This is a genomic window from Novosphingobium percolationis, from assembly GCF_020179425.1.
Lineage (GTDB): Bacteria > Pseudomonadota > Alphaproteobacteria > Sphingomonadales > Sphingomonadaceae > Novosphingobium > Novosphingobium percolationis.
Genome location: NZ_JAILYM010000002.1, coordinates 531,827 through 556,412, shown reverse-complemented (window position 1 = coordinate 556,412; position 24,586 = coordinate 531,827). Strand labels below are relative to the sequence as shown.

32 protein-coding genes are annotated in these 24,586 nt (G+C 64.7%); 2 read left to right on the top strand and 30 right to left on the bottom strand.

Annotation, left to right across the window (positions count from 1 at the left end):
* Positions 1-2 precede the first annotated feature (2 nt).
* From K3A84_RS07195 to rpsL, 29 genes are all read right to left on the bottom strand, one after another.
* The gene (locus K3A84_RS07195) at positions 3-986 is read right to left on the bottom strand and encodes an SRPBCC domain-containing protein (protein ID WP_225008644.1); all 984 of its coding nucleotides are present in this window, start codon (positions 984-986) and stop codon (positions 3-5) included.
* A 47-nt stretch (positions 987-1,033) separates the two neighbouring features.
* Positions 1,034-1,678, bottom strand: a complete 645-nt coding sequence (locus K3A84_RS07190) for an adenylate kinase (RefSeq protein WP_225008643.1) — start codon at positions 1,676-1,678, stop codon at positions 1,034-1,036.
* A gap of 30 nt (positions 1,679-1,708) precedes the next feature.
* Complete coding sequence (secY, locus tag K3A84_RS07185; protein WP_225008642.1) at positions 1,709-3,076, bottom strand: preprotein translocase subunit SecY; 1,368 nt, start codon at positions 3,074-3,076, stop codon at positions 1,709-1,711.
* 191 nt (positions 3,077-3,267) lie between these two features.
* Entirely contained in the window at positions 3,268-3,786 is a 519-nt protein-coding gene (gene rplO, locus K3A84_RS07180; protein ID WP_225008641.1) for a 50S ribosomal protein L15, read from the bottom strand.
* Between the two features lie 89 nt (positions 3,787-3,875).
* On the bottom strand, positions 3,876-4,931 hold the full coding sequence (locus K3A84_RS07175) for an acyltransferase family protein (protein ID WP_225008640.1): 1,056 nt from the start codon (positions 4,929-4,931) through the stop codon (positions 3,876-3,878).
* A gap of 184 nt (positions 4,932-5,115) precedes the next feature.
* A complete protein-coding gene (rpmD, locus tag K3A84_RS07170; protein ID WP_225008639.1) occupies positions 5,116-5,292 on the bottom strand; it encodes a 50S ribosomal protein L30 in 177 nt (58 codons plus the stop codon).
* Between the two features lie 6 nt (positions 5,293-5,298).
* Positions 5,299-6,027 carry a 30S ribosomal protein S5 gene (rpsE, locus tag K3A84_RS07165; RefSeq protein ID WP_225008638.1) on the bottom strand — a complete coding sequence of 243 codons (729 nt, stop codon included), beginning with the start codon at positions 6,025-6,027 and terminating at the stop codon, positions 5,299-5,301.
* A 2-nt stretch (positions 6,028-6,029) separates the two neighbouring features.
* Positions 6,030-6,380, bottom strand: a complete 351-nt coding sequence (gene rplR / locus K3A84_RS07160; RefSeq protein WP_225008637.1) for a 50S ribosomal protein L18 — start codon at positions 6,378-6,380, stop codon at positions 6,030-6,032.
* Positions 6,380-6,913 carry a 50S ribosomal protein L6 gene (rplF, locus tag K3A84_RS07155; protein ID WP_225008636.1) on the bottom strand — a complete coding sequence of 178 codons (534 nt, stop codon included), beginning with the start codon at positions 6,911-6,913 and terminating at the stop codon, positions 6,380-6,382. Before rplF ends, rplR begins: the two co-directional genes overlap by 1 nt.
* Positions 6,913-7,308, bottom strand: coding sequence for a 30S ribosomal protein S8 (gene rpsH, locus K3A84_RS07150; protein ID WP_225008635.1), 396 nt, complete (start codon positions 7,306-7,308; stop codon positions 6,913-6,915). The genes rplF and rpsH overlap by 1 nt, the downstream gene beginning before the upstream one ends.
* A 10-nt stretch (positions 7,309-7,318) precedes the next feature.
* On the bottom strand, positions 7,319-7,624 hold the full coding sequence (rpsN, locus tag K3A84_RS07145) for a 30S ribosomal protein S14 (protein WP_225008634.1): 306 nt from the start codon (positions 7,622-7,624) through the stop codon (positions 7,319-7,321).
* 27 nt (positions 7,625-7,651) lie between these two features.
* Positions 7,652-8,233: a 50S ribosomal protein L5 gene (gene rplE / locus K3A84_RS07140; protein WP_225008633.1), complete on the bottom strand. Its 582-nt coding sequence runs from the start codon at positions 8,231-8,233 to the stop codon at positions 7,652-7,654.
* Positions 8,226-8,543, bottom strand: coding sequence for a 50S ribosomal protein L24 (gene rplX / locus K3A84_RS07135; RefSeq protein WP_225008632.1), 318 nt, complete (start codon positions 8,541-8,543; stop codon positions 8,226-8,228). The genes rplE and rplX overlap by 8 nt, the downstream gene beginning before the upstream one ends.
* Positions 8,543-8,911: a 50S ribosomal protein L14 gene (gene rplN, locus K3A84_RS07130; RefSeq protein ID WP_225008631.1), complete on the bottom strand. Its 369-nt coding sequence runs from the start codon at positions 8,909-8,911 to the stop codon at positions 8,543-8,545. The genes rplX and rplN overlap by 1 nt, the downstream gene beginning before the upstream one ends.
* 124 nt (positions 8,912-9,035) lie before the next feature.
* On the bottom strand, positions 9,036-9,305 hold the full coding sequence (rpsQ, locus tag K3A84_RS07125; protein ID WP_225008630.1) for a 30S ribosomal protein S17: 270 nt from the start codon (positions 9,303-9,305) through the stop codon (positions 9,036-9,038).
* A 10-nt stretch (positions 9,306-9,315) separates the two neighbouring features.
* On the bottom strand, positions 9,316-9,522 hold the full coding sequence (gene rpmC, locus K3A84_RS07120) for a 50S ribosomal protein L29 (RefSeq protein WP_225008629.1): 207 nt from the start codon (positions 9,520-9,522) through the stop codon (positions 9,316-9,318).
* Between the two features lie 9 nt (positions 9,523-9,531).
* Positions 9,532-9,966, bottom strand: a complete 435-nt coding sequence (rplP, locus tag K3A84_RS07115; RefSeq protein ID WP_225008628.1) for a 50S ribosomal protein L16 — start codon at positions 9,964-9,966, stop codon at positions 9,532-9,534.
* 3 nt (positions 9,967-9,969) lie between these two features.
* A complete protein-coding gene (rpsC, locus tag K3A84_RS07110; protein WP_225008627.1) occupies positions 9,970-10,680 on the bottom strand; it encodes a 30S ribosomal protein S3 in 711 nt (236 codons plus the stop codon).
* Between the two features lie 3 nt (positions 10,681-10,683).
* Positions 10,684-11,061 carry a 50S ribosomal protein L22 gene (gene rplV / locus K3A84_RS07105; RefSeq protein WP_039334363.1) on the bottom strand — a complete coding sequence of 126 codons (378 nt, stop codon included), beginning with the start codon at positions 11,059-11,061 and terminating at the stop codon, positions 10,684-10,686.
* Positions 11,061-11,339, bottom strand: coding sequence for a 30S ribosomal protein S19 (gene rpsS, locus K3A84_RS07100; RefSeq protein ID WP_169492438.1), 279 nt, complete (start codon positions 11,337-11,339; stop codon positions 11,061-11,063). The genes rplV and rpsS overlap by 1 nt, the downstream gene beginning before the upstream one ends.
* Before the next feature lie 6 nt (positions 11,340-11,345).
* Positions 11,346-12,182, bottom strand: a complete 837-nt coding sequence (gene rplB / locus K3A84_RS07095; protein WP_225008626.1) for a 50S ribosomal protein L2 — start codon at positions 12,180-12,182, stop codon at positions 11,346-11,348.
* 13 nt (positions 12,183-12,195) lie between these two features.
* On the bottom strand, positions 12,196-12,501 hold the full coding sequence (locus K3A84_RS07090) for a 50S ribosomal protein L23 (RefSeq protein WP_225008625.1): 306 nt from the start codon (positions 12,499-12,501) through the stop codon (positions 12,196-12,198).
* Positions 12,494-13,117, bottom strand: coding sequence for a 50S ribosomal protein L4 (gene rplD / locus K3A84_RS07085; RefSeq protein WP_225008624.1), 624 nt, complete (start codon positions 13,115-13,117; stop codon positions 12,494-12,496). The genes K3A84_RS07090 and rplD overlap by 8 nt, the downstream gene beginning before the upstream one ends.
* A gap of 3 nt (positions 13,118-13,120) precedes the next feature.
* Entirely contained in the window at positions 13,121-13,876 is a 756-nt protein-coding gene (rplC, locus tag K3A84_RS07080) for a 50S ribosomal protein L3 (protein ID WP_225008623.1), read from the bottom strand.
* Positions 13,877-14,151: 275 nt separating this feature from the next.
* Positions 14,152-14,463, bottom strand: a complete 312-nt coding sequence (gene rpsJ / locus K3A84_RS07075) for a 30S ribosomal protein S10 (RefSeq protein ID WP_011444906.1) — start codon at positions 14,461-14,463, stop codon at positions 14,152-14,154.
* 154 nt (positions 14,464-14,617) lie between these two features.
* Entirely contained in the window at positions 14,618-15,808 is a 1,191-nt protein-coding gene (gene tuf / locus K3A84_RS07070; RefSeq protein WP_225008622.1) for an elongation factor Tu, read from the bottom strand.
* Between the two features lie 151 nt (positions 15,809-15,959).
* A complete protein-coding gene (fusA, locus tag K3A84_RS07065) occupies positions 15,960-18,032 on the bottom strand; it encodes an elongation factor G (RefSeq protein ID WP_225008621.1) in 2,073 nt (690 codons plus the stop codon).
* A gap of 99 nt (positions 18,033-18,131) precedes the next feature.
* Complete coding sequence (gene rpsG, locus K3A84_RS07060; protein ID WP_225008620.1) at positions 18,132-18,602, bottom strand: 30S ribosomal protein S7; 471 nt, start codon at positions 18,600-18,602, stop codon at positions 18,132-18,134.
* Positions 18,603-18,686: 84 nt separating this feature from the next.
* Positions 18,687-19,058 (bottom strand): 30S ribosomal protein S12, encoded by a 372-nt coding sequence (rpsL, locus tag K3A84_RS07055; RefSeq protein ID WP_169492430.1) that lies wholly within the window; start codon positions 19,056-19,058, stop codon positions 18,687-18,689.
* 400 nt (positions 19,059-19,458) lie between these two features.
* Here rpsL and add point away from each other — a divergent pair, with 400 nt between their 5' ends.
* Both add and K3A84_RS07045 read left to right on the top strand, forming a co-directional pair.
* Positions 19,459-20,592 carry an adenosine deaminase gene (add, locus tag K3A84_RS07050; protein ID WP_225008619.1) on the top strand — a complete coding sequence of 378 codons (1,134 nt, stop codon included), beginning with the start codon at positions 19,459-19,461 and terminating at the stop codon, positions 20,590-20,592.
* Between the two features lie 210 nt (positions 20,593-20,802).
* Complete coding sequence (locus tag K3A84_RS07045) at positions 20,803-23,202, top strand: TonB-dependent receptor (RefSeq protein ID WP_225008618.1); 2,400 nt, start codon at positions 20,803-20,805, stop codon at positions 23,200-23,202.
* Between the two features lie 64 nt (positions 23,203-23,266).
* Here K3A84_RS07045 and K3A84_RS07040 read toward each other — a convergent pair whose 3' ends face one another.
* On the bottom strand, positions 23,267-24,340 hold the full coding sequence (locus K3A84_RS07040) for a hypothetical protein (RefSeq protein ID WP_225008617.1): 1,074 nt from the start codon (positions 24,338-24,340) through the stop codon (positions 23,267-23,269).
* Positions 24,341-24,586: the final 246 nt, after the last annotated feature.

Below are 24,586 nucleotides of genomic sequence, written 5' to 3'. Positions count from 1 at the left end.
CCCTATTGGTTCAAAGTGGGAGCAAGCTCCGCGCCCGGAGCGCCGGGGACAGGCTGCCCCGAACCCGACGGTTCGGCGCCCAAAAGCGCGTCGAAGGCGGCGTTGGCATCGTCGCGCTCCTTTTGCGCGGCGGTGGCGGCAGGCGATGGCGCGGGCTTAGCCACGGGGGCAGGCTTTGGCGCAGGCTTTTGTCCCGGTCTGGCCACAGGCCTGACGGTCGCAACTGGCCTGGGCGAAGGCGCTGGTTTGACCTCCACCGGCCTTTCGGTGGTGGCCGGTGACACGGCGCTGGTCCCCGGGCCGGGCGGCAGGCTCCAGCGCGTCGGCGGCACCTCCGCACGCGGTGCTGGCGCGGCGACGGCAGGTTCGGCAGTTTCGGCAGCGCCGGTTTCAGGTGGTGGCCCAGCGCGCGGCGTATCCGCCGCGGGCGCGCTCGCCACCGGCCCAAGCTTCGTTGCCAGCGACACCAGCTGCGCGGACAGCATCGCGTCGACGGCCGGCGCGATTTCGTCCACCGGATAGCGCATGAAGCCGCCGACGACATATTCGAACAGCACGCGGCTTCCGCCATCCATCGGCTTGATCGTGATGGTGAGCGTGCCCTGCAGCGCCTCGCTCTGCAACGGCCCGAGCGCGCCGGTCAGGCGCAAAGCCTTGCCGGGATTGGCATAGACCACGCGCAAGTGCTGCACGCCGCCTGCCCGCTCGCCCTTCGCGGCGGCCTTGGGCAGCGGCAACTTCTCGCAGAAGCAGCCGCCGGGGACAGGATCGAGCGAAAGATTGGCGGCATCACCCGAAAAGGTGTGCTGCGCGCTCCACCAGCTGGCGGGGACCACCAGCATCTTCCATGCCTCGGCGGGAGTGGCGGTGACGCGGGCTGCGGCGCGAACGACAAAGCCGTTGTCCGCCTTGGCGATGACGTCGGCCCAGGCAGGCTGTACCACCAGCCCGGCGAATGCGGCCGCAGCCACGAAAACGAAACGCATCGCAAATCCCCTGTCAGCCCGGCACATCCCTGCGCCGGGCCGGCAGACTAGCCGATAATCGCCTCGATGGCAGCCGTCACGTCATCAAGCGCGGCCATGCCGTCGACACGCGCGACGATGCCGCGCGCGTCATAGATCGGCAGGATCGGGGCGGTCTTGGCGCGATACTCGGCCATGCGGGTGCGCACCGTTTCCTCGTTGTCGTCGGGGCGGCGCTTGAACTCGTGCCCGCCGCACTTGTCGCAGGTGCCTTCGACGGCGGGCTTCTCGAACGTGTCGTGATAGCCCTTGCCGCAAGTGGCACAGGTATAGCGCCCGGTGATGCGTGTGACGAGCGCGTCCTCGTTCACGTCCAGCTCGATCACGTGGTCGAGCTTGCGGCCCCGGCTGGCGAGGATCGCGTCGAGCGCTTCCGCCTGGGGCGCAGTCCGGGGGTAGCCATCGAAGATCGCACCCTGGTCGGCGGGCATGGCATCGAGTTCATCGCCGATCAGCGCCGAGACGATCTCGTCGGAAACGAGCTGACCCGCATCCATCACCGCCTTGGCCTGCAGCCCGACGGGCGTGCCCGCCTTGACCGCGGCGCGCAGCATGTCGCCGGTCGAAAGCTGCTTCATGCCGTGGCGCTCGACAAGCCGCTGCGCCTGGGTGCCCTTGCCCGCTCCCGGCGGTCCCAACAGGATGATGTTCACTTGCCTTGCGTCCCCCTTATGGCGCTGCGCTTAGCGCAGGCGTCCCTTCAGTTTGGCCTTCTTGATCAGGTCGCCATACTGGTGGGCCAGCAGGTGCGACTGAATCTGCGTGATGGTGTCGACGGTGACGTTGACGACGATGAGCAGGCTGGTGCCGCCGAAGAACAGCGTGCCCATCCCGGTTTCCGCCATGATCCATTCGGGGACCACGCAGACCACGGTGATATAGGCCGCGCCCAGCACGGTGATGCGCGTCAGCACATAGTCGAGGTAGTTGGCGGTGTTCTTGCCCGGACGGATGCCGGGGATGAAGCCGCCGTTCTTCTTCAGGTTGTCCGCCGTCTCTTCCGGATTGAACACGACAGCGGTGTAGAAGAAGCTGAAGAAGATGATGCCCAGCGCATAGAGCACCATGTACAGGGGCTTGCCGTGGCCAAGGTACTGGTTGAGCGAAACGATGATCTGGCCGGTGGTCGTCTCGGGCGAGACGGCGTTGCCGGCGAATTGCGTGATCGTCAGCGGCAGCAGCAGCAGCGAGCTGGCGAAAATCGGCGGGATCACGCCTGCGGTGTTGAGCTTGAGCGGCAGGTGGCTGCGGTCTGCGGCCATCATCCCGCGCTGCGTCGCGCGCTTGGGATACTGGATCAGCAGGCGGCGCGTGGCGCGCTCGAAGAAGCAGATGAAGATCACCACGCCCACGATCAGCACGAGCACGCCAGCGATGGCGAAGGGATTGAGCGCGCCGGTGCGGCCCTGTTCGAACAGGTTGCCGAAGAACTTGGGCATCTGGGCGACGATGCCGGCCATGATGATCAGCGAAACGCCGTTGCCGATGCCACGGCTGGTGATCTGCTCACCCAGCCACAGCAGGAACATGGTGCCGCCGATCAGCGAGATCACCGCGCCGACCTTGAACAGCAGGCCGGGGTTGACCACCGCCTGAAGACCGCTCGATGCGCCATAGGCTTCGAGGCCCGAAGCGAGCACCCAGCCCTGGATCGCGGTCAGCAGCACCGCGCCATAGCGGGTGTACTGGTTGAGCTTCTTGCGCCCGCTTTCGCCTTCCTTCTTCATCGACGCGAGCGCCGGATGGAGCGAGGCGGCAAGCTGCACCACGATCGATGCCGTGATGTAGGGCATCACGCCCAGCGCGATGAGGCTCATGCGCTGGAGCGAACCGCCCGAGAACGCATTGAAGATATCGAGGATGCCGCCCCGCGTCTGGTCGTAGAGCGTTTCCATGATCAGCGGGTTGACGCCCGGCAGCGGCACGAAGCTCAAAAACCGGAACACGATCAGCGCGCCGATCGTGAACCAGATGCGGTTCTTGAGCTCGGTGGCCTTCGAGAAGTTCGCCAGATTCAGGTTGCTGGCGATGTTATCGGCGCGTGATGCCATTGGTCTGGTTCTATGCCTTGCTGATGGACCGGCTGCGGGGAGCCCCCGCAACGCCTCGGCTAGCGCATATAGGGAGAGTTCGCGATTGTCGAACCCCTGACTCGCCGATCCTGCGGGCCGCGTCCGATTTTTGACGCGCCAAAAGTGTGCAGACGGCGGCCGCGCGGGCCACCGCCTGCAAGATCAGCAGCTCACTTGGCCTTGTTGGCTTCGCGGCGCGCGGTCTTCTTTTCGTGTTCGCTGGGCTGCGCTTCGGGCAGGGTAACGGTGCCACCCAGCGCTTCGACGGCAGCAACGGCACCCTTCGAGGCGCCGGTCACGCTGAAGCTGACCTTGGTGGTCAGTTCGCCCTTGGCGAGCAGGCGCACGCCGTCCTTGCCACCACGCGCCAGGCCAGCGGCCTTGAGCGCGGCGTGATCGACCACGCCATCGGTGGCCAGCTTGCCCGAATCGATCGCCTTCTGGATCATGCCGAGGTTCACTTCGGCGTAGTCCTTGGCGAAGATGTTGTTGAAGCCGCGCTTCGGGATGCGCATGTGCAGCGGCATCTGGCCGCCTTCGAAGCCGTTGACGCTGACGCCCGAACGCGCCTTGGCACCCTTCTGGCCGCGGCCGGCAGTCTTGCCCTTGCCCGAGCCGATGCCGCGTCCGACGCGCATCCGGCCCTTGCGGGCGCCATCATTGTCACGGAGTTCGTTAAGCTTGGTCATAATAGAGCACTCGCTTTCGCTTTGAGTCGCGCTGAAAGGAAGCGCGGCCCTTAAGCGAAAGCACGGGGCTTGTCACCCCTTCCCCGCGCTCAGGCAGCCACCGCTGCGCGCGGCGCGGCGCCCGGTTTTGGCAGCAGCCTGTCGAACAGCGCGCTCAACGGCTTTTCGACAAGGCGATGCACCCCGATGCCGACGCACACAACAACCGCGCACGCCACAATCGAACCGACGATGGCAGCAGCCGGACTTTCGCCGAGCAGGCGCGTCACCGGAAACTTCTCGAACGCCCGGACGATGAACACGTGCGTCAGGTAGAGCGAATAGCTCGCGTTGCCGAGTTCGTGCAGGAAGGCATTCCGCCAGGCATGGCCGTGCGCCTCGAGTGCGATCGCGGCGGCAACGATAAAGAAGGACGGCAGCCCCCACGCGACGACGCGCAACCAGTGATCCGGCCGGTTGAGCGGAAACGGCCCGGCGAGCAAGGCCACGAAGCCGAGCCCCAGCGCAAGCCAGGCAAGGCGGGCATCGCGGCGGAAACGTTGCCAGAAGCACCCGATGATCATGCCACCGCAAAATTCGAGGCTCATCGGGTCGGTCAGGAACGACCACCAGATTCCGCTCTGCGGTCCGCTACCCAGCACCGTGCCCAGCACGGCGGCGACGGTGATGAACAGCAGCGGAAACAGTACGCGCCAGGCGGTGCCGATCGACAGTCCGATCGCGAAAAGCACGTAGAACAGCATTTCGAAATTGAGCGTCCACCCGACATAGACGATCGGCGACTTTTCCTGCGGCAGGAAGAACAACGAGGCGGCAAGGTGCGGCAGGTCGGCAGAGACCTGGGCGAATAAGCGCGGCAGCACGAGCGCGGCAACGAACACCGCAAACGTCAGCAGCCAGTACAGCGGCACGATGCGCACCACGCGGCTGCGCATGAACCGGACGGGGCCGGTCGCGCGCCCTTCGGTCGTATAGACCATGATGAAGCCGGAAATGACGAAGAAGATGTCGACACCCGACGCGCCGTGTTCGAGCACCGACAGTCGCCAGTCCTTAAGCACCGGCATCGCGTAGCCGAGGTGGCTCAGCGCCACCATCAGCGCGGCCAGGCCCCGCAGCACCTGCACGTTGTAGAGCTTGTTCATGTCGCGTGCTTTCCCGGTAGCCGGTGGTCGGCGCGGATCAGCAACCGCACTGCCCAGGCACCGCGAACCTAGCACCCGCGCCCCGCGCGTCAATCGCAGCGCAACATGGACGTCGCTGCAACGCAAAAAGCCCCGGCATCGCTGCCGGGGCTTTCCGTTTCTGTTCCGCGAAGGAAACCGCTGGTCAGTCGACCACGGCCACCATGTGCGGCAGCTTGGCGATCGCGCCGCGGACTTCGGCGGTGTCTTCCACCTCGACCACGCGGTTCATCTTGCCAAGGCCCAGGCCGATCAGAATCTTCTTCTGGCTTTCCGGGCGACGGATCGGCGAACCGATCTGCTTGATCTTGATAGTCGCCATGATCGCTTACTCCACGATGGCCGCGGCTTCGGCTTCCGCCTCAACCGCAGTAGCGCCGCCGCGACCCAGGAGGTCGGCAACCTTCTTGCCACGACGCTGGGCAACCGACTTCGGCGAAGTCTGGTCGGTCAGCGCGTCGAAGGTGGCGCGGATCATGTTATAGGGGTTGCTGGTGCCGACCGACTTGGTCACCACGTCCGCAACGCCCAGGCTTTCGAAGACAGCGCGCATCGGGCCACCGGCGATGATGCCGGTACCAGCCGGAGCCGTCCGCAGGTTGACCTTGCCGGCACCGAAACGGCCCTTGCCGTCGTGGTGCAGGGTGCGGCCTTCCTTGAGCGGAATGCGAACCATCTTCTTCTTGGCCGAAGCGGTCGCCTTGGTGATGGCTTCCGGCACTTCGCGAGCCTTGCCGTGGCCGAAGCCCACGCGGCCCTTGCCGTCGCCGACCACGACGAGCGCGGCGAAGCCGAAGCGCTTGCCGCCCTTCACGGTCTTGGAAACGCGGTTGATGTGGACGAGCTTTTCGATCAGCTCCTCACCACCTTCGTCCTCATTGCCACGGCCACGACGGTCGTCGCGACGGCCACCACGGCCACCACGATCGCCACCGCGATCGTTGCCGCCACGGCCCCGTCCGCGATCGCCACGGCCGCCACGACCTTCACGCTGCGGCTCGCCGCCGGTCGCTTCGACCGGAGCGGCGGCGCCTTCCAGGTTGGTTTCGTCAGCCATCGTCAGAACTCCAGCCCGCCTTCGCGGGCAGCGTCAGCCAGCGCCTTGACGCGGCCATGGAACAGGAAGCCGCCGCGATCGAACACGACGGTGGTGATGCCGGCAGCCTTCGCCTTTTCGGCGATGTCCTTGCCGACCTGGACGGCCGCGTCGACATTGGCGCCGATCGACTTCTCGCCCTTCACCAGCGACGACGAAGCGGCAATGGTCTTGCCGGCAGCATCGTCGATGATCTGCGCGTAGATGTGACGGCCCGAACGGTGAACCGACAGGCGGGGACGACCGCCCGAACGCGCCTTGAGCGCGGTACGGACGCGGCGACGACGGCGATCGAAGAGAGACAGCTTGGCCATTACTTCTTCTTCCCTTCCTTGCGGAAGATGAACTCGCCGCGGTACTTGATACCCTTGCCCTTGTAGGGTTCGGGCTTGCGCCAGCGACGGATCTCGGCCGCAACCTGGCCGACCTTCTGCTTGTCGATACCCGAGATCTGGACGGTGGTGTTGTCCGGAGTCTTGATCTCGATGCCTGCCGGCACGGCGTAGTCCACGTCGTGGCTGTAGCCGAGCTGCAGCTTCAGGTTGGTGCCCTGCGCCGTCGCACGGTAGCCGACGCCGGTGATCTCGAGCACCTTCGTGTACCCTTCGGTCACACCGGTGACGAGGTTCGACACGAGCGTGCGCTGCATGCCCCAGAAGGCGCGAGCCTGCTTGGTGTCGTTGGCCGGCTTCACGAGGATCGTGTCACCGTCGACGGTGTAGCTGATCTCGTCACGCAGCGTGAGCGTCAGGGTGCCCTTGGGGCCCTTCACGGTCAGCACGCCGTTCGCGATATCGGCGGTGACCCCGCTCGGGATCGCCACCGGCTTCTTGCCGATGCGGCTCATCAGAACACCTCCGCGAGCACTTCGCCACCGACGTTGGCAGCGCGCGCTTCGGCATCCGAAAGCACGCCGCGCGGCGTCGAGACGATGGTGATGCCGAGGCCGTTGCGGATCACCGGGAGTTCCTTGGAACCCGAATAGACGCGGCGGCCGGGCTTGGAGACGCGGGCCACATGCTTGATCGCGGGCTGGCCTTCAAAGTACTTCAGCTCGATGCGCAGCTGCGGGTGGTCACCGGTGGTGTCCTCCGAGAAGCCGCGGATGTAACCTTCGCGCTGAAGGACTTCGAGCACGTGCGCACGCAGCTTCGACGCGGGCGAGATGACAGAGTCCTTCTTCGCGCGCTGGCCGTTGCGGATGCGGGTGAGCATATCACCCAGGGGGTCGGTCAATGCCATTGGATGATCCTTACCAGCTCGACTTGGTCACGCCGGGGATGAGCCCCTTGTTGGCGAGATCGCGCAGCTCGATGCGGCACAAGCCGAACTTGCGGTAGTAGCCGCGCGGACGGCCGGTGGTGTTGCAGCGGTTGCGCACCCGGGTCGGGTTGGCGTTGCGCGGCAGCTCGGCCAGCTTGAGACGGGCGATCAGGCGCTCGGTTTCATCGAGCGATTCATCGTCGGCCTGGGCCTTGAGCGCCGCGAACTTCGCAGCGTACTTCTGAACAAGCTGCTTGCGCTTCTCGTTCTTGTTGATCGAACTCAGTTTCGCCATGGACTTAAGCTCTTCCTTGGAACTGACTTACGCGGCCTGCTGCTGGTCAGCAGCATCCAGCGGGAACGGGAAACCGAACAGACGGAGCAGTTCGCGCGCTTCCTCGTCGGTCTTCGCGGTGGTGGTCACGATGATGTCCATGCCACGCACCTTCTCGATCTGGTCGTAGCTGATCTCTGGGAAGATGATCTGCTCCTTCAGACCCATCGCGTAGTTGCCGCGACCATCGAACGACTTCGGGTTCAACCCACGGAAGTCGCGGATGCGGGGCATGGCGATGGTGATGAGACGGTCGAGGAATTCGTACATGCGTTCGCGGCGCAGGGTGACCTTGCAACCGATCGGCATGCCTTCACGCAGCTTGAACTGCGCGATCGACTTCTTCGCCTTGGTGATCACGGGCTTCTGACCGGCGATGAGTTCCATCTCCGCAGCGGCCGTGGTGACCTTCTTCTTGTCCTGGCTGGCCTCACCGACGCCCATGTTGAGCGTGATCTTCTCGATCTTCGGGATTTCCATGACGTTCTTGTAGCCGAACTTCGCCTGCATCGCCGCGGCGATCTCGGCGTCGAACTTCGTCTTCAGACGCGGCGTGTACTTGTCAGCCATCGATGGCCTCCCCGGACTTGACGGCCACACGGACCTTCTTGCCGTCGCGTTCCTCGAAGCGGACGCGGGTGGCCTTGCCATCCTTGTCAGCAACCGAAACCTTCGAGATGTGCAGAGGAGCCTCCGAACGGTCGATGCCGCCCTGGGGGTTCGTCTGGCTCGGCTTGCGGTGGCGCGTGGCAATGTTCACGCCGGCGACAACGACCTTGTCTTCCTTGGGCAGAACCTGGAGCACCGTGCCAGTGCGGCCCTTGTCCTTGCCCGAACGGACGACGACACTGTCACCCTTCTTGATCTTCGCGGCGGCCATTACAGCACCTCCGGAGCGAGCGAGATGATCTTCATGAAGCCCTTGCCGCGAAGTTCGCGGACCACGGGGCCGAAGATACGCGTGCCGATCGGCTCTTCGTTCTTGCCAACGAGCACGGCAGCATTGCTGTCGAAACGGATGACGCTGCCATCGGCGCGACGCACGTCCTTGCGGGTACGCACGATCACGGCGCGATGAACGTCGCCCTTCTTGACGCGAGCCCGCGGCTGCGCTTCCTTCACCGACACCACGATGATGTCGCCGACGCCGGCAAAACGACGCTTAGACCCGCCCAGCACCTTGATGCACTGGACGCGCTTTGCGCCGCTGTTGTCCGCGACGTCGAGATTGGATTGCATCTGGATCATTGATCCGGTTCCTTCTCACTGGCTTGCCGGAACCAGTCCGGCAGTTCCAAAATCGCAATTCGGACGGGCCCTATCGACGAGAGCGGACAATATGTCCACCCCCGCCGCGAAGGCCCGCTTCGACTCAGACGTCCGCTTCGACGGCGGCGGTCTTGCCTGCCTGGACGCGGTCGATGACCTTCCACGTCTTCAGCTTGGAGATCGGCGCCGTTTCCTCGATGCGGACGGTCTCGCCGGTCTTGAAGGCATTCGCCTCGTCGTGGGCGTGGTACTTCTTCGAGCGACGGATGATCTTCCCGTAGAGCGGGTGCTTCACCTTGCGCTCGACCTTCACGACCACGGTCTTGTCGGTCTTGTCGGAAACGATCGTCCCGACCAGGATACGCTTGGGCATATGAGCTTCCTTACGCCTTGGCCGACTGAGAACGCTCAGTCTGCAGCGTCTTGATGCGCGCGATGTCGCGACGGACTTCCTTGATGCGCGCGGGGCGCTCAAGTTGGTTCGTCGCGCCCTGGAAACGCAGGTTGAACTGTTCGCGCTTCAGCTCGGCGAGATCAGCAGAGAGCTGGTCGTCGCTCTTGACGCGAAGGTCTTCGAACTTGGCCATCATGTTCTCTCCTTACTCGCCGCCAAGGTGCGAAGTATCACCCAGGCGGGCGACGACCTTCGTCTTGATCGGCAGCTTCATCGCGGCGCGGCTGAAGGCTTCAGCAGCGAGCGGACCCGGAACGCCGTCCAGTTCGAACAGGATGCGGCCCGGCTTCACGCGGGCAGCCCAGTATTCGATCGAACCCTTGCCCTTGCCCTGGCGGACTTCGGCGGGCTTCTTCGACACTGGCACGTCCGGGAACACGCGGATCCACAGGCGGCCCTGACGGCGGATGTGGCGGGTGATCGCGCGGCGGGCCGCTTCGATCTGGCGGGCGGTGACGCGCTCCGGTTCCATGGCCTTGAGGCCGTAGGACCCGAAGTTCAGATCCGTGCCACCCTTGGCAACACCATGGATGCGGCCCTTGAAAGCCTTGCGGAACTTGGTCTTCTTCGGTTGCAGCATGGCTTAGTTCCTGCGGTCTTCGCGGGCCGGACGGACGCCGGAAGTCTGAGCTTCCATCATCAGACGGTCCTGCGCCATCGGGTCGTGACCGAGGATCTCGCCCTTGAAGATCCAGGTCTTGATGCCGATCACGCCATAGGCGGTGTGGGCTTCGGCTTCGGCGTAGTCGATGTTCGCGCGCAGGGTGTGCAGCGGAACGCGACCTTCACGGTACCATTCGACGCGTGCGATTTCCGCACCGCCAAGACGACCGCCGCAGGTGATCTTGATGCCTTCGGCGCCAAGACGCAGTGCCGACTGCACCGCGCGCTTCATCGCACGGCGGAAGGCCACGCGACGAACGAGCTGGTCGGCGATGCCCTGGGCGACGAGCTTCGAATCGATTTCCGGCTTGCGGATCTCGACGATGTTCAGCTTGACGTCGCTCGAGGTCATCGTCGCGAGCTTCGAACGAAGCTTCTCGATGTCAGCGCCCTTCTTGCCGATGATGACGCCCGGACGGGCGGCATAAATCGACACGCGGCACACCTTGGCCGGACGCTCGATGACCACCTTCGAGATTGCCGCCTGCGGCAGGTTCTCGACGATGAACTTGCGGATCTGGAGGTCTTCCTTGAGCAGCTGCTCATAGGAACGGCCTTCAGCGTACCAGCGGCTGTCCCAGGTACGGTTGATCTGCAGGCGCAGACCGATGGGGTTGGACTTGTGACCCATGGATCAGGCCTCCTCAACTTCGCGGACGACGATCCGGAGGCGCGAGAACGGCTTCAGGATGCGGGTCGACTTGCCGCGACCACGGGTGTGGAAGCGCTTCATCGTGATCGACTTGCCGACCGAGGCTTCCGCCACGACGAGCGCATCGACGTCCAGGTTGTGGTTGTTTTCCGCGTTGGCGATCGCCGAGGCGAGAACCTTGCGCGCGTCAACCGCCATCGCCTTCTTCGAGAAGGCGAGGATGTTCATCGCGTCTTCGGCCTTGTGGCCACGGATCAGCGCCGCCACCAGGTTCAGCTTCTGAGCCGAACCACGGATCTGCGTGCCGACCGACAGCGCTTCCTTGTCGCCAACGCGACGGGGTGCCTTAGGCTTGCTCATCAGCGCTTGCCCTTCTTGTCAGCGGCGTGGCCGGGGAAGTTGCGCGTCGGAGCGAACTCGCCAAGCTTGTGGCCGACCATCTCTTCCGAGACGGACACGGGAATGAACTTCTGCCCGTTGTAGACGTTGAACGTCAGGCCAACGAACTGCGGGATGATGGTCGAACGACGCGACCAGGTCTTGATCGGGCCAGCGCGGCCGCCCGCATCCTGAGCGACTTCCGCTTTCTTCAGGAGGTGCAGGTCGACGAAGGGGCCCTTCCAGACGGAACGTGCCATGGGGTGTTACCTCTTCTTCTTCGCGTGACGCGAACGGATGATCATCTTGTCCGTCTGCTTGTTGTTACGGGTGCGGGCGCCCTTGGTCGGCTTGCCCCACGGCGTCACGGGGTGACGGCCGCCCGAGGTGCGGCCTTCACCACCACCGTGCGGGTGATCGACCGGGTTCTTGGCGACGCCGCGGGTCAGCGGACGACGGCCAAGCCAGCGGTTGCGACCGGCCTTGGCAAGGTTCTGGTTGGCATTGTCGGGGTTCGACACGGCGCCAACAGTGCCCATGCAGTCGCCACGCAGGTAGCGCTGTTCGCCCGAGTTCAGGCGGACGATGACCATGCCGCGGTCACGACCGACGAGCTGGACATAGGTGCCTGCCGAACGGGCGATCTGCCCGCCTTTGCCCGGCTTCATCTCCACGTTGTGGATGATGGTGCCGACCGGCATCTGCGACAGCAGCATCGCGTTGCCCGGCTTCACGTCGGTCTTTTCGCCGGCGACGACGACGTCACCAACCGAAAGACGCTGCGGCGCCAGGATGTAGGTCTGCTCGCCGTCCTCGTACTTGACGAGGGCGATGAACGCCGTGCGGTTCGGATCGTATTCGAGCCGCTCCACGGTGGCCGGCATGTCCCACTTGCGACGCTTGAAGTCGATGAAGCGGTACTTCTGCTTGTGGCCGCCCGCGATGCCGCGGCTGGTCACGTGACCCTTGTTGTTGCGGCCGCCCGTCTTGGACTTGCCTTCGGTCAGCGCCTTGACCGGCTTGCCCTTCCACAGCGACGACTTGTCGACGAGGATCAGGCCGCGCCGGGCGGGGCTGGTCGGATTGTAGCTCTTGAGTGCCATGGTTCTACCCGCCTCAGATACCGCTGGTGACGTCGATCGACTGGCCTGCAGCCAGTGTCACGACGGCCTTCTTCACGTCGGAGCGCTTGTACGGCTTGCCCTTCCAACGCTTGGTCTTGCCCTTCTGGGTCAGCGTGTTCACGCCGGTGACCTTCACGTTGAACAGAGCTTCCACCGCAGCCTTGATCTCCGGCTTGGTCGCCTTGTCGGCGACCTTGAAGACCACGGCATTGTGCTCGGACAGCAGCGTCGCCTTCTCGGTGATGTGGGGAGCCACGATCACGTCGTAGTGGCGCGTGTCGATCGCGTCCTTAGCCATTGAAACGCGCCTCCAGCTTTTCGACCGCAGCGCGCGTCAGCACCAGCGTGTCGTGCTTCAGGATGTCGTACACGTTGGCGCCGATCGCCGGCAGAACGTTGACACCGATGATGTTGCGAGCGGCCTTGGCGAAGTTGTCGTTGACGGCTTCGCCGTCGATCACGAGCACCTTCTTGCCGAAGCCCGACTTGGCGAGCGTGGCGGCCAGCGCCTTGGTCTTGCCATCGACGTCGAGCGAATCGACGACGATCAGACCGGCCTTGGCCTTGCTCGACAGAGCCATCTTGAGGCCGAGCGCGCGAACCTTCTTGTTCAGCGAGATGTTGAACTCGCGAACGCGCGGACCGTGCGCCTTGCCGCCGCCGATGAAGATCGGCGCCTTGCGGTCGCCGTGACGGGCGGTGCCGCCACCCTTCTGACGGCCGAACTTCTTGCCGGTGCGGGCAACGTCCGAACGCTCGCGTGCCTTGCGGGCAGTGCCGCGGCGGTTTTCGAGCTGCCAGGTGACGACGCGGTGGAGGATGTCGGCGCGCGGCTCGAGACCGAACACGTCATCCGACAGTTCGACTTCGCCGTTGCCGGTGGTGCCGTCGAGGTTGAGAACCTGAACCTTCACGACTTAGCCCTCCTGACCTTCGGTCGCTTCGACAGCCGCGACGTCCGCGGGGGTGTCGGCAGCAGCCGAGTCATTGCTGTTGGCGGCCTGCTTCAGGCCGGCGGGATAGGGCGCTTCCGCATGGCGGTTGACCTTGACGGCGTCGCGCACGAGCAGCCAGCCGTTCTTCGAGCCGGGCACCGAGCCCTTGACGAAGATCAGGCCACGCTCGTCGTCGGTGCGGACGACTTCGAGGTTCTGCTGGGTGCGCTGGCGGTCACCCATGTGGCCGGCCATCTTCTTGTTCTTGAAGACGCGGCCCGGATCCTGGCGGTTGCCGGTCGAACCGTGGGCACGGTGCGAGATCGACACGCCGTGCGTGGCACGCATACCGCCGAAGCCCCAGCGCTTCATCGCGCCCTGGAAGCCCTTGCCCTGCGTGTGGCCGGTGATGTCGACATACTGGCCCGACACGAAGTGCGAGGCAGCGATGGTCGAGCCGACTTCAAGCAGCGCGTCATCGGCGACGCGGAACTCGGCGACTTCCATCTTGAGAGCGACTTCCGCCTTGGCGAAATGCTCACGCTGCGGCTTCGCAACGTTCTTCTGCTTGGCTTCGCCAGCACCCAGCTGGAGAGCGACGTAACCGTCACGCTCCTGGGTGCGAACCGAAACCACCTGGCAATTTTCAAGCGACAGGACGGTGACCGGCACGTGCCGACCATCTTCCTGGAAAAGACGGGTCATGCCCACCTTCTTCGCGATCACGCCGGTGCGCATGATCCATACTCCGTTACAGAGGCCTGCCGGGCCCATCCCGACAGGCGTGTTCAGCCCGTATGTGAAACGCGCCCCGACCGGGCTGAATGCTCCCGCTAGAAGCGGAAGCGATCGGGGGACGCTTTCCCGGCCTTTCGCGGCCCTAAGGCCAGACCGGAGGTATCCCTTTGTCGCGGCGGAGATTTCCGCCAAGCCTGCCGTCACCATGATGATTTGGGCAGGAAAGGATTTTTGGATCCGAAGATCCGAAACTCGTGCCGTCAGATCGAGGCGAATTACGCCAGCTTGATCTCGACGTTGACGCCGGCCGCAAGGTCCAGCTTCATCAGCGCATCGACAGTGGCCGCATTGGGCTGCACGATGTCGAGCAGGCGCTTGTAGGTGCGAACCTCGAACTGCTCACGCGACTTCTTGTCGATGTGCGGGCCGCGGTTGACGCAGAACTTCTCGATGCGCGTCGGCAGGGGAATGGGGCCGCGAATAAGGGCGCCGGTGCGACGGGCGGTGTCCGCAATTTCACCAGTGGCCTGGTCAAGAACGCGATGATCGAAGGCCTTGAGGCGAATGCGGATGTTCTGGGCTTCCATGTCCGTTACCGATGCGAAAGAGCGAAAACAAAAAGATCCAGCCGCCCCACCCTCTCACCCTGCCCCAGCTGATGAAGCCACGGGGAAAGCGGGCCGACTGAACCGAAAAACCGGACGGCGGGGGAGCGAATCCCCCGCCGTTGCGCGGCCTATATTACTTCGTGATCTTGCTGACAACCCCCGAACCGACGGTGCGGCCACCTTCACGGATGGCGAAGCGCAGGCCTTCGTCCATCGCGATCGGAGCGATCAGCTTGACCGACAGGGTCAGGTTGTCACCAGGCATGACCATCTCGGTGCCTTCGGGAAGGATCACTTCGCCGGTCACGTCGGTGGTGCGGAAGTAGAACTGCGGGCGGTAGTTGGCGAAGAACGGCGTGTGACGGCCACCTTCGTCCTTCGACAGCACGTAGACCTCGGCCGAGAACTCGGTGTGCGGGGTCACGGTGCCCGGCTTGGCGAGAACCTGGCCACGCTCGACTTCTTCACGCTTGATGCCGCGGATCAGCGCGCCGACGTTGTCGCCGGCTTCACCCTGGTCGAGCAGCTTGCGGAACATTTCCACGCCGGTCACGGTGGTCTTGGCGGTGTCCTTGAGGCCGACGATCTCGACTTCTTCACCAACCTTGATGATGCCGGTTTCGATACGGCCGGTCACCACGGTGCCACGACCCGAGATCGAGAACACGTCTTCGACGGGCATCAGGAACGGCTTGTCGGTCGGACGCGGCGGCTGCGGGATGTATTCGTCGACGGCAGCCATGAGCGCGTTGATCGAATCACGACCGATAGCATCGTCACGCCCTTCGAGAGCGGCCAGAGCCGAACCCTTGACGATCGGAATATCGTCGCCCGGGAAGTCGTACGACGACAGCAGTTCGCGCACTTCCAGCTCGACCAGCTCGAGGATTTCCTCGTCATCGACCTGGTCGACCTTGTTCATGTACACGACCAGCGCCGGCACGCCAACCTGGCGGGCGAGCAGGATGTGCTCGCGGGTCTGCGGCATCGGGCCGTCAGCGGCGTTCACGACCAGGATCGCGCCGTCCATCTGGGCGGCACCGGTGATCATGTTCTTCACGTAGTCGGCGTGACCCGGGCAGTCGACGTGCGCGTAGTGACGGTTGGCGGTCTCGTACTCGACGTGAGCGGTCGAGATGGTGATGCCGCGCTCGCGCTCTTCCGGCGCCTTGTCGATGTTCGCGTAGTCCGTGAACGTCGCGCCGCCGGTTTCGGCGAGCACCTTGGTGATCGCGGCGGTCAGCGTGGTCTTGCCGTGGTCGACGTGACCGATGGTGCCGATGTTGCAGTGCGGCTTGTTCCGCTCAAACTTAGCCTTAGCCATTGTTCAAACCTTCTGTTCGCTAATTGATGAATCGCTGTCGGAGGCGGCACCAGCCGGACTCGCCAGAAAATCAGGCGCCGCCCCTAGCCTGTTCCATCGGATCAGGCAAGCATTCAGGAAAACCCGTTGTTCGGACCGTCAGACGGGCCGATCAGGCGAGCTTGGACTTCAGTTCGGTCGCGACGTTGGCCGGGACCTCGTCGTAGTGCGAGAACTGCATCGTGTACTGCGCACGGCCCTGGGTGAAGGACCGCAGCTGGTTCACGTAGCCGAACATGTTCGCAAGCGGCACCATGGCCTCGACCACCTGGGCGTTGCCCCGGCTGTCGGTGCCCTGGATCTGGCCACGGCGGCTGTTGATGTCGCCGATGACGTCGCCCATGAACTCTTCCGGCGTCACGACCTCGACCTTCATGATCGGTTCGAGGACCTTGATGCCCGACTTCTGGGCCGCTTCGCGCATGGCGCCGCGGGCACAGATTTCGAAAGCCAGCGCCGACGAGTCGACGTCGTGGTAGGCGCCGTCGTAGAGCAGGACTTCGAAGTCGATGATCGGGAAGCCGATCAGCGAGCCGGTTTCGGCGGTTTCGCGGAAGCCCTTCTCGATCGCGGGGATGTATTCCTTCGGAATGTTACCGCCCTTGATCTCGTCCTTGAAGACGAAGCCCGAACCGCGCTCGCCCGGCGTGACCTTGACCTTCACGCGGCCGAACTGGCCGGTGCCGCCCGACTGCTTCTTGTGGGTGTGGTCGAGGTCGATCGGCTTTGCGAGATATTCGCGATAGGCCACCTGCGGAGCGCCGACGTTGGCTTCGACCTTGAACTCGCGACGCATGCGGTCGACGAGGATTTCGAGGTGAAGTTCGCCCATGCCCTTGATGATGGTCTGGCCCGATTCGTGATCGGTCGAAACGCGGAACGAAGGATCCTCGGCCGAGAGACGGTTGAGCGCGATGCCCATCTTCTCCTGGTCAGCCTTGGTCTTGGGCTCCACCGACAGCTCGATCACGGGTTCCGGGAACTCCATGCGTTCGAGGATGATCGGCTGCTTTTCCGAGCACAGCGTATCGCCGGTGGTCGTTTCCTTGAGCCCGGCCAGCGCCACGATGTCGCCCGCATAGGCGGTGTCGATGTCTTCGCGGTTGTTCGAATGCATCAGCAGCATTCGGCCAACCTTTTCCTTCTTGTTCTTCACCGAGTTCAGGTAGCTGCCCTTGGTCAGCGTGCCCGAATAAATGCGGGTGAAGGTCAGCGAGCCGACGAAGGGATCGTTCATGATCTTGAACGCGAGCGCCGAGAACGGAGCCTCGTCCGAGGTCGCGCGGGTGTCCGGTTCGTCGGTGTCGGGGTTCACGCCCTGCACGTCGGCAATGTCGAGCGGCGAAGGCAGGTAGTCCACCACCGCGTCGAGCAGCGCCTGGACGCCCTTGTTCTTGAACGCCGAACCGCACAGCACGGGCACGAACGACTGGTTCAGCGTGCCCTTGCGGATCAGCGCCTTCAGCGTCGCGACGTCGGGCTCGTTGCCTTCGAGGTAGGCTTCCATCGCCTCGTCGTCCTGTTCGACGGCGAGTTCGACGAGCTGCGAGCGGTAGAGCTCGGCTTCGTCGGCGAGGTCGGCCGGGATTTCCTCATAGAAGAACTCGGCGCCGAGCGATTCGTCCTTCCAGATGATCGCGCGCTGCTCGACGAGGTCGACGAGGCCCTTGAAATCGGCTTCGGCGCCGATCGGCAGGTACAGCACCGCAGGCTTCGCGCCGAGACGGTCGATGATCGTCTGCACGCAATACTTGAAGTTCGCGCCGGTGCGGTCGAGCTTGTTGATGAAGCACATCCGCGGCACGCCGTACTTGTCGGCCTGGCGCCACACGGTTTCCGACTGCGGCTCGACGCCGGCAACGCCGTCAAACGCGGCCACGGCACCGTCGAGCACGCGCAGCGAGCGTTCGACTTCAATCGTGAAGTCGACGTGGCCGGGGGTGTCGATGATGTTCAGGCGGTGATCGTTCCAGAAGCAGGTCGTCGCGGCCGACGTGATCGTGATGCCGCGTTCCTGCTCCTGCTCCATCCAGTCCATGGTCGCCGCGCCGTCGTGGACTTCGCCGATCTTGTAGGACTTGCCGGTGTAGTAAAGGATGCGCTCGGTCGTCGTCGTCTTGCCGGCGTCGATGTGCGCCATGATGCCGAAGTTACGGTAGCGCTCGAGCGGATGGCTGCGGGCCATGGGGGTTTCCTTGGGTACTAGGGGGGCCTGATGGTTCAGGCCCGCCCCATATGGTTACGTTCGTGACCGTTTAAAGACGACCAGAAACGGAAGAACGGCTTACCAGCGGTAGTGGCTGAACGCGCGGTTGGCGTCGGCCATGCGGTGGGTGTCTTCACGCTTCTTGACCGCGTTGCCACGGTTGTTGGCGGCGTCGAGCAGTTCGCCCGACAGGCGCGCCGACATCGTGGTCTCGCTGCGGTTGCGCGCGGCGGTGATCAGCCAGCGGATCGCCAGCGCCTGGGCGCGTTCGACGCGGACTTCGACCGGCACCTGGTAGGTGGCACCACCGACGCGGCGGCTGCGCACTTCGATCTGCGGCTTCACGTTGTTCAGCGCATCGTGGAACAGCTGCAGCGGGTCCGCCTTGGCGCGGGCCTGCATGGTGTCGAGAGCACCGTAGACGATCGATTCAGCGACCGACTTCTTGCCGTCGAGCATGAGGTTGTTCATGAACTTCGACAGGACCTGATCACCGAACTTCGGATCGGGCAGGATTTCCCGCTTTTCGGGACGACGACGACGAGACATCGCAATTTCCTTATTCTTCGGCCAGTTCTCTGGCCCCTGGGGGCGCCATTCCGGCGCGCCCCGGTTGATCCGGTGGAGCCGGGCTTACTTCGGGCGCTTGGCGCCGTACTTCGAGCGGCTCTGCTTGCGGTCCTTGACGCCCTGGGTATCGAGCACGCCACGCAGGACGTGGTAGCGAACACCGGGAAGATCTCGGACGCGGCCACCACGGATGAGCACGACCGAGTGCTCCTGAAGGTTGTGGCCTTCACCGGGGATGTACGAAATGACTTCGCGGCTGTTGGTCAGGCGGATCTTGGCGACCTTGCGAAGCGCCGAGTTCGGCTTCTTCGGGGTGGTCGTGTAGACGCGGGTGCAAACGCCGCGCTTCTGCGGGTTCTGCTCCATCGCAGGGACCTTGCTCTTGGCCTTCTGCGGTTCGCGACCCTTGCGGATCAGCTGGTTGATCGTGGGCATGAAGTACTCTTCACCTTGGACTGTGGCGCCAATGCACAAGGTGAAGGGAGAAAAGATCGTCAACGGCCCGGGCCGGTAGCCGGGACCAAGGCACCCGCAGGACGGGCGCATCGACGAGCTTGAAACGCTCCACCCGTGCCGAGGCCCCGGGTTACTTTGACGGGTTACACAAGGCGAAAGGCCCAGCACGCACCGGCAATGTTCAGCTCTTCCCGCAACCGAATCCGGATGCGGAACGGATGGGTCCCTAAAGGAAGTGGCGGTTGCGGTCAAGGCGCGGTCAGGCCACGGGCGTGGCGGGGAGCGGCGCACGCGTGACCGACCCGGCTTGGCACTGGACAGGCAGGGGGCTGTGTTGGGATAGACGCCCCGCAATCCAACGGTGGAGCATGGGCACGACATGAAGCTGGCGCGACGGGACATGGTGCGCGGAGCGCTGGCGCTGGGCAGCGCGGCGCTGACCGGCGCGATGGCCGGCCGCGTGCGCGCGCAGGACATCATTGTCTCCGCGCCGTCGGCCCCACCCGCCCCGCCCTCCGGCGACGCGTTGCAGATGGCCCGGTTCCTGCGCGTCATCCCCAAGGCCGAGTACCACGTCCACGTCGAAGGCACGCTCGAACCCGCGCTCGCGTTCAAGCTGGCGCAGCGCAACGCGGTTCCCCTGCCCTTCGCCGACGTGGCCGCGCTGGCGGCTAGCCGTATCGATCTCGACCAGCCGCGCTTCCTTGCCGCCTACCGCGAAGGCGTGAAGGTCCTGCTGACCGAGCAGGACTTCCACGACCTTGCGCTCGCTTATATTGCCCGGGCGGCATCGCAGAACGTGCTCCATGTCGAAATGGTGTTCGAGCCTGCGCTCCACGTGTCGCGCGGGCTGGCGGTGGAGACGGCGCTGCTGGGCATCAGCCGTGCGCGCGGCACGGCGGCGCGGCTCTATGGCATATCGTCCGGCCTCATCCTGGGGCTCGGGCGCGAGCTGGAGCCCGACGCGGCGGCGCGACTTCTCGAAAGCGCCCTGCCCTGGCGCGAGCATCTGGTCGGCGTGGGCCTCGAAGGCGATGTGCGCGGCCATGCCCCGGCGCGGTTCGCCGCACTCGTCGCCCGTGCCCGCGAAGGCGGACTGAAGGTGGCAGCGCAGTGCGAAGGCGCGCAGTTGCGGCAGGCGGTGGTAGACCTGAAGATCGACCGCATCGACCATGGCGGCGCGATCCTTGCCATGCCCGACGTGATGGCACTGGCCCGCCAGCGCGGGCTGGCCCTGACCGTCTGCCCCGGCTTTCCCGGCGAGCCGGAAGGCGGCGAAGCGGTCCGCCAGCTGCTCGACGCAGGGCTGGACGTGACACTCACCTCGCATGCCCCGGCCTATGGCGGGGCCTATCTGACCGACGTGCTCGCACGCGTCCAAAACGCGGCAGGCCTGACCCAGCGCGAATTGCTGACGCTGGCCCGCAACGCCATCGGCGCGGCGTGGATCGCCGACGAATACAAGGCGCGGCTGCTCGCCCGGCTCGACATATTCGCCCGCGCCTGGGGCTGATCCCCGCAGATTTCCCAAGTGAATCAAGGCCCTGAAAGCCCCCTGTTGCAAGAGAATCACAGGGGTGTGGCAAACCGATGCTGCACCTTCGGCCAGCATTGCGGCGCGGCGCCATGTTGCAGCATTAAGACGGGCATGGCGCCCACGCGGCGTCGACCAAGACACGACAACCAGAACACAACCCGCACAGACTTGCAGGGAGAGGATACAATGGCCCGTAACGCCACCAAGGCGCGCAGCATTCTGCTCGCGTCGAGCGCAGCGCTTTTCTCCGTCGCCACTCCGGCCCATGCCCAGAGCGCGGACGCCACGGCATCGGACGGCAACGAGATCATCGTCACCGCCACCAAGCGCGCCCAGAGCATCCAGGAAGTCCCGTTCTCGGTCAACGCGCAGACCTCTGCGCAGATCGAGAAGATGGGCGCCAATTCGATCGAGGACATCTCGCGCGCCGTCGCAGGCCTCACCGTGCAGAACCTCGGGCCGGGCCAGAGCCAGGTCTCGGTGCGCGGCGTCTCGGCCGGGCAGATCGTCCGCGACCAGCCGGGCGTGAAGGAACAGGTCGGCATCTACCTCGATGAATCGGTGACGTCGCTGTCGCTGTTCACGCCCGACTTCGACCTGTTCGACCTCAACCGCGTCGAAACGCTGCGCGGGCCGCAGGGCACGCTGTTCGGCTCGGGTTCGGTCGGCGGCACCGTGCGCTACATCACCAACCAGCCCAAGCTCGGCCGCACCGAAGGCCAGGTCGCGGGCGACGTCAACGTGTTCAAGGGCGGCGACGTCGGCTATTCGCTCAAGGGCGCGGTGAACGTGCCGCTGGGCGAAAAGGCCGCGCTGCGCGTGGTCGGCTATGGCGAGCACTTCGCCGGGTTCATCAAGGCGATCGGCCCGGCGGCGGGCAACCACGTCAACGACGGCGAACGCTTCGGCGGTCGCGCGGCGCTGCTGCTGGAACCGGTCGAAGGCGTGAAGATCACGCCGCGCATCGTCTACCAGGACATCAAGGTCAACGGCTTCAACCGCGAGGACGTCTACAACCTCTACCAGAGCCCGCTGGCGGGCGGCGCGCCGATCGACGAGCGCACGCAGTACCTGAAGCTGCGCGAGCAGTTCCACGACAAGACCACGCTGGCCGACCTCACCATCAGCGCTCCGGTGGCCGACGGCATCGAGGCGACCTCGGTGACCAGCTACATCCACCGCAACATCCTAGTCAGCCGCGACGCCTCGGCTCTGACCGGGTCGGTGGGCGTGTCGCTGAGCCTGCCCGCGGGCGCGATCGACCTGCCGTCGAACCTGCGCGACACCACCAGGCTCAACACGTGGACGCAGGAACTTCGCCTCGCCTCGTCGGGGTCGGGTCCGTTCCAATGGGTGCTGGGCGGCTTCTACAGCGACATCAAGCGCACGTACGAACAGCGCCTGCCGACCCCCGGCTACGACGCCTATGTCGACGAGGCGCTGGGCGAAGGCGTTTCGGCCTCGGTCGCCAACGGCTTCCCCTCGGATTCGCCGTACAACGCCGACATTCCGTACAAGATCAAACAGTTCGCACTGTTTGGCGAGGCCAGCTACAAGGTCGGCGATATCAAGCTGACTGGCGGCGGGCGCTATTACGACTTCAAGGAAGAGCGCAACTTCATCTCGGGCGGCTTGTTCGCCAACGGCGACCGCAACATCGGCGACAAGACCAAGTCGACCGGGTTCAACCCGCGCTTCATCGTCAGCTACGAACCCAGCCGCGACCTGTCGTTCAACGTGCAGGCCTCGAAGGGCTTCCGCCTCGGCGGCGTGAACGATCCGCTGAATATCCCGCTGTGCTCGGGCGGCGCGACCGGGACGGACGCCAAGACCTTCGGCGGGCATCCCAAGTACGAAGACGAAAGCCTGTGGAACTACGAGGCCGGAGTGAAGGCCTCGACCCGTGGCATCACCTTCAACGCGGCGGTGTTCTACAACGACATCAAGAACCTGCAGGTCACTGCCGATGCCGGATCGTGCTCGTCGCGCGTGGTGTTCAACGTGCCCAAGGCGCATTCGACCGGCGTCGAAGTCGAACTGAGCGCGCGCCCGGCGCCCGGCTTCGACCTTTCAATCAACGGCAGCGTGATCGACTCGAAGTTCGACAGCAGCGTCACCGATGCCTCGGGCAACGTCATCGCCGGGATCCGCGACGGCAACCGCCTCCCCACGGTGCCGAAGTTCCAGATGTCGGCCACGGCGAGCTATGCCTATGCCATCACCGACGACATGGACTGGACCTTCAACGCCACGTTCAGCCACGTCGGCAACCGCTTCACCCAGCCTTCCGACCAGGAGCCGGGTGCGGGCACGTTCGGCAATTCGCTCTACTTCAACCCCGGCACCGGGGCTTCGGGTTCGGGCTCGTACACCTTCGGTTCGTACCAGCTGCCGAGCTACAACCTCGTCAACCTGTCGACGGGCGTGGAATGGAAGAACGGCCTGTCGGTGCTGGTCTACGTCAACAACCTGTTCGACGAGACCCCGCTGCTCTCGCTCGACCGCGAACGCGGTGGCCGCGCGCGCATCGGCTACAACATCGGCACCCCGCGCAAGATCGGCATGACGGTGCGCAAGAGCTTCTGACGCTCCTGCCCATTGCCGAAAGCAACGACGGCGCCGCTCCCACCGGGGCGGCGCCGTTCGCGTTTCAGCGCGCGCGTTCGTCGAAGGCGGGCGTGTAGCCATGTGGCGGGAAGCGCTTGCCGCGGGCGAGCGGGAAGTACTTGTGATGCCACTGGCCGGTCACTTCGTAGATCGCGGTTCCCTTCGACCCATCGCGGGTTTCCACGACCATCTCGCACAGTCCGCCGCCGACCGGCGCGTGGTCCGCGTCGGGATCGTAGGGCTGGCTCGGGTCCGAATAGCGCTGCGCCCAGCACCCCGTCGCGTCGATCTCGATCCGCCGCCCGCCTTCCAGTGTGAACGCCACGGTTCCGGCAAGCCCCATGACGTGATCGCCGATGCGTTCATAGCTGGTCGGCTTGCCCGCCGCGTCGAGCCAGGTCAGGTCGTGTTCGAACCGCACCACCGGGATCGGGTCGCTGCCGTCGGTGGGCGCATAGCAGCCATCGGTCGCGACGATAGCGCCATTGGGATATTCCCAGTGCCACACCGCGAGCATCGCTTCAGGCAGCTGGATCGCCAGCCAGATCCAGCACGGGCAGCGATCGTGGGTGCGGATACCCCAGGAATGGTCGCGCTGCCCCACCCAGTCGGTCACTTCATAGGTCTTGCCCTCGTGCCGATACCAGCCGTCGAAGCGGCCCGACTGGAACATGTGCGACTGGTCCCAGACCAGATCATGTCCGGCCTTCATCGTCCCCCGACGCAGGCAATAGGGCTGCGTGCGCGCGGTGAAGGTCAGGTCCATCGCGACCGGCGCCTCGGCACATTCCTCGACCCGCAGGCGGATGCGCTTCAGGGGTTCCTCGACATCGATGGTCACGGGGCCGACCCTGAAATCGTCCTGGTCGCCGTCGACCGCGCGTTCGTGCAGCGCGAAAGTCGGCGCATCGCCCACCCGGCCCAGTTGCAGCGAATCCATCACGCCGCGCGCCGGATAGTGCGCAAGCGTCAGGATCACCACGTCGCCGGGCCGATCCTTCGGGTGCATGTGGTGGAACAGGCTTTCGCGCCAGTCACGGTGATAGGCGACCGTGTTCGGGAACGGCTCGGGAATCTGGTGGATGAAGCGTTCGTCGAGCTTGGTGAAGCGGGGCATGGCGGCGTCCTCTCGCGTGCGGCGTCCCTTGGGCGGGATCGTTTAAGTCAGTCAACTTATCCGTACGGATAATCGATGCAAGGCGAAGCTGGTCACCGCCTTTCCTACAGATACACCTTCGCGATATGAAACAGATCGCGAACATGGAGGCAGGCAATGGGCGTGATCGTGGCAAAGCGGGCAAGCCGGGGGCGGACGAGCGTGACGGCCCATGCTGTACCACCGCCCGCCAGTGGCGACCCGCTG

Coding starts and splice junctions, on each gene's coding strand:
- K3A84_RS07195 (WP_225008644.1), bottom strand. CDS start 986: ATGCGTTTCGTTTTCGTGGCTGCGGCCGCATTCGCCGGGCTGGTGGTA.
- K3A84_RS07045 (WP_225008618.1), top strand. CDS start 20,803: ATGGCCCGTAACGCCACCAAGGCGCGCAGCATTCTGCTCGCGTCGAGC.
- fusA (WP_225008621.1), bottom strand. CDS start 18,032: ATGGCCCGCAGCCATCCGCTCGAGCGCTACCGTAACTTCGGCATCATG.
- rplF (WP_225008636.1), bottom strand. CDS start 6,913: ATGAGCCGCATCGGCAAGAAGCCGGTGGCGATCCCGAGCGGGGTCACC.
- rpsC (WP_225008627.1), bottom strand. CDS start 10,680: ATGGGTCACAAGTCCAACCCCATCGGTCTGCGCCTGCAGATCAACCGT.
- secY (WP_225008642.1), bottom strand. CDS start 3,076: ATGGCATCACGCGCCGATAACATCGCCAGCAACCTGAATCTGGCGAAC.
- rplC (WP_225008623.1), bottom strand. CDS start 13,876: ATGCGCACCGGCGTGATCGCGAAGAAGGTGGGCATGACCCGTCTTTTC.
- rpsJ (WP_011444906.1), bottom strand. CDS start 14,463: ATGGAAGCCCAGAACATCCGCATTCGCCTCAAGGCCTTCGATCATCGC.
- rplP (WP_225008628.1), bottom strand. CDS start 9,966: ATGCTGCAACCGAAGAAGACCAAGTTCCGCAAGGCTTTCAAGGGCCGC.
- rpmC (WP_225008629.1), bottom strand. CDS start 9,522: ATGATGGCCAAGTTCGAAGACCTTCGCGTCAAGAGCGACGACCAGCTC.
- rplN (WP_225008631.1), bottom strand. CDS start 8,911: ATGATCCAGATGCAATCCAATCTCGACGTCGCGGACAACAGCGGCGCA.
- K3A84_RS07090 (WP_225008625.1), bottom strand. CDS start 12,501: ATGGCTAAGGACGCGATCGACACGCGCCACTACGACGTGATCGTGGCT.
- rplB (WP_225008626.1), bottom strand. CDS start 12,182: ATGGCACTCAAGAGCTACAATCCGACCAGCCCCGCCCGGCGCGGCCTG.
- rpsE (WP_225008638.1), bottom strand. CDS start 6,027: ATGGCTGACGAAACCAACCTGGAAGGCGCCGCCGCTCCGGTCGAAGCG.
- rplE (WP_225008633.1), bottom strand. CDS start 8,233: ATGGCTGACAAGTACACGCCGCGTCTGAAGACGAAGTTCGACGCCGAG.
- K3A84_RS07040 (WP_225008617.1), bottom strand. CDS start 24,340: ATGCCCCGCTTCACCAAGCTCGACGAACGCTTCATCCACCAGATTCCC.
- rpsS (WP_169492438.1), bottom strand. CDS start 11,339: ATGGCACGTTCCGTCTGGAAGGGCCCCTTCGTCGACCTGCACCTCCTG.
- rplR (WP_225008637.1), bottom strand. CDS start 6,380: ATGGCCAAGCTGTCTCTCTTCGATCGCCGTCGTCGCCGCGTCCGTACC.
- rpsQ (WP_225008630.1), bottom strand. CDS start 9,305: ATGCCCAAGCGTATCCTGGTCGGGACGATCGTTTCCGACAAGACCGAC.
- add (WP_225008619.1), top strand. CDS start 19,459: ATGAAGCTGGCGCGACGGGACATGGTGCGCGGAGCGCTGGCGCTGGGC.
- rpsN (WP_225008634.1), bottom strand. CDS start 7,624: ATGGCGAAACTGAGTTCGATCAACAAGAACGAGAAGCGCAAGCAGCTT.
- rplV (WP_039334363.1), bottom strand. CDS start 11,061: ATGAGCAAGCCTAAGGCACCCCGTCGCGTTGGCGACAAGGAAGCGCTG.
- K3A84_RS07175 (WP_225008640.1), bottom strand. CDS start 4,931: ATGAACAAGCTCTACAACGTGCAGGTGCTGCGGGGCCTGGCCGCGCTG.
- rplX (WP_225008632.1), bottom strand. CDS start 8,543: ATGGCCGCCGCGAAGATCAAGAAGGGTGACAGTGTCGTCGTCCGTTCG.
- rpsH (WP_225008635.1), bottom strand. CDS start 7,308: ATGGCATTGACCGACCCCCTGGGTGATATGCTCACCCGCATCCGCAAC.
- tuf (WP_225008622.1), bottom strand. CDS start 15,808: ATGGCTAAGGCTAAGTTTGAGCGGAACAAGCCGCACTGCAACATCGGC.
- rpsG (WP_225008620.1), bottom strand. CDS start 18,602: ATGTCTCGTCGTCGTCGTCCCGAAAAGCGGGAAATCCTGCCCGATCCG.
- rpsL (WP_169492430.1), bottom strand. CDS start 19,058: ATGCCCACGATCAACCAGCTGATCCGCAAGGGTCGCGAACCGCAGAAG.
- rpmD (WP_225008639.1), bottom strand. CDS start 5,292: ATGGCGACTATCAAGATCAAGCAGATCGGTTCGCCGATCCGTCGCCCG.
- rplO (WP_225008641.1), bottom strand. CDS start 3,786: ATGACCAAGCTTAACGAACTCCGTGACAATGATGGCGCCCGCAAGGGC.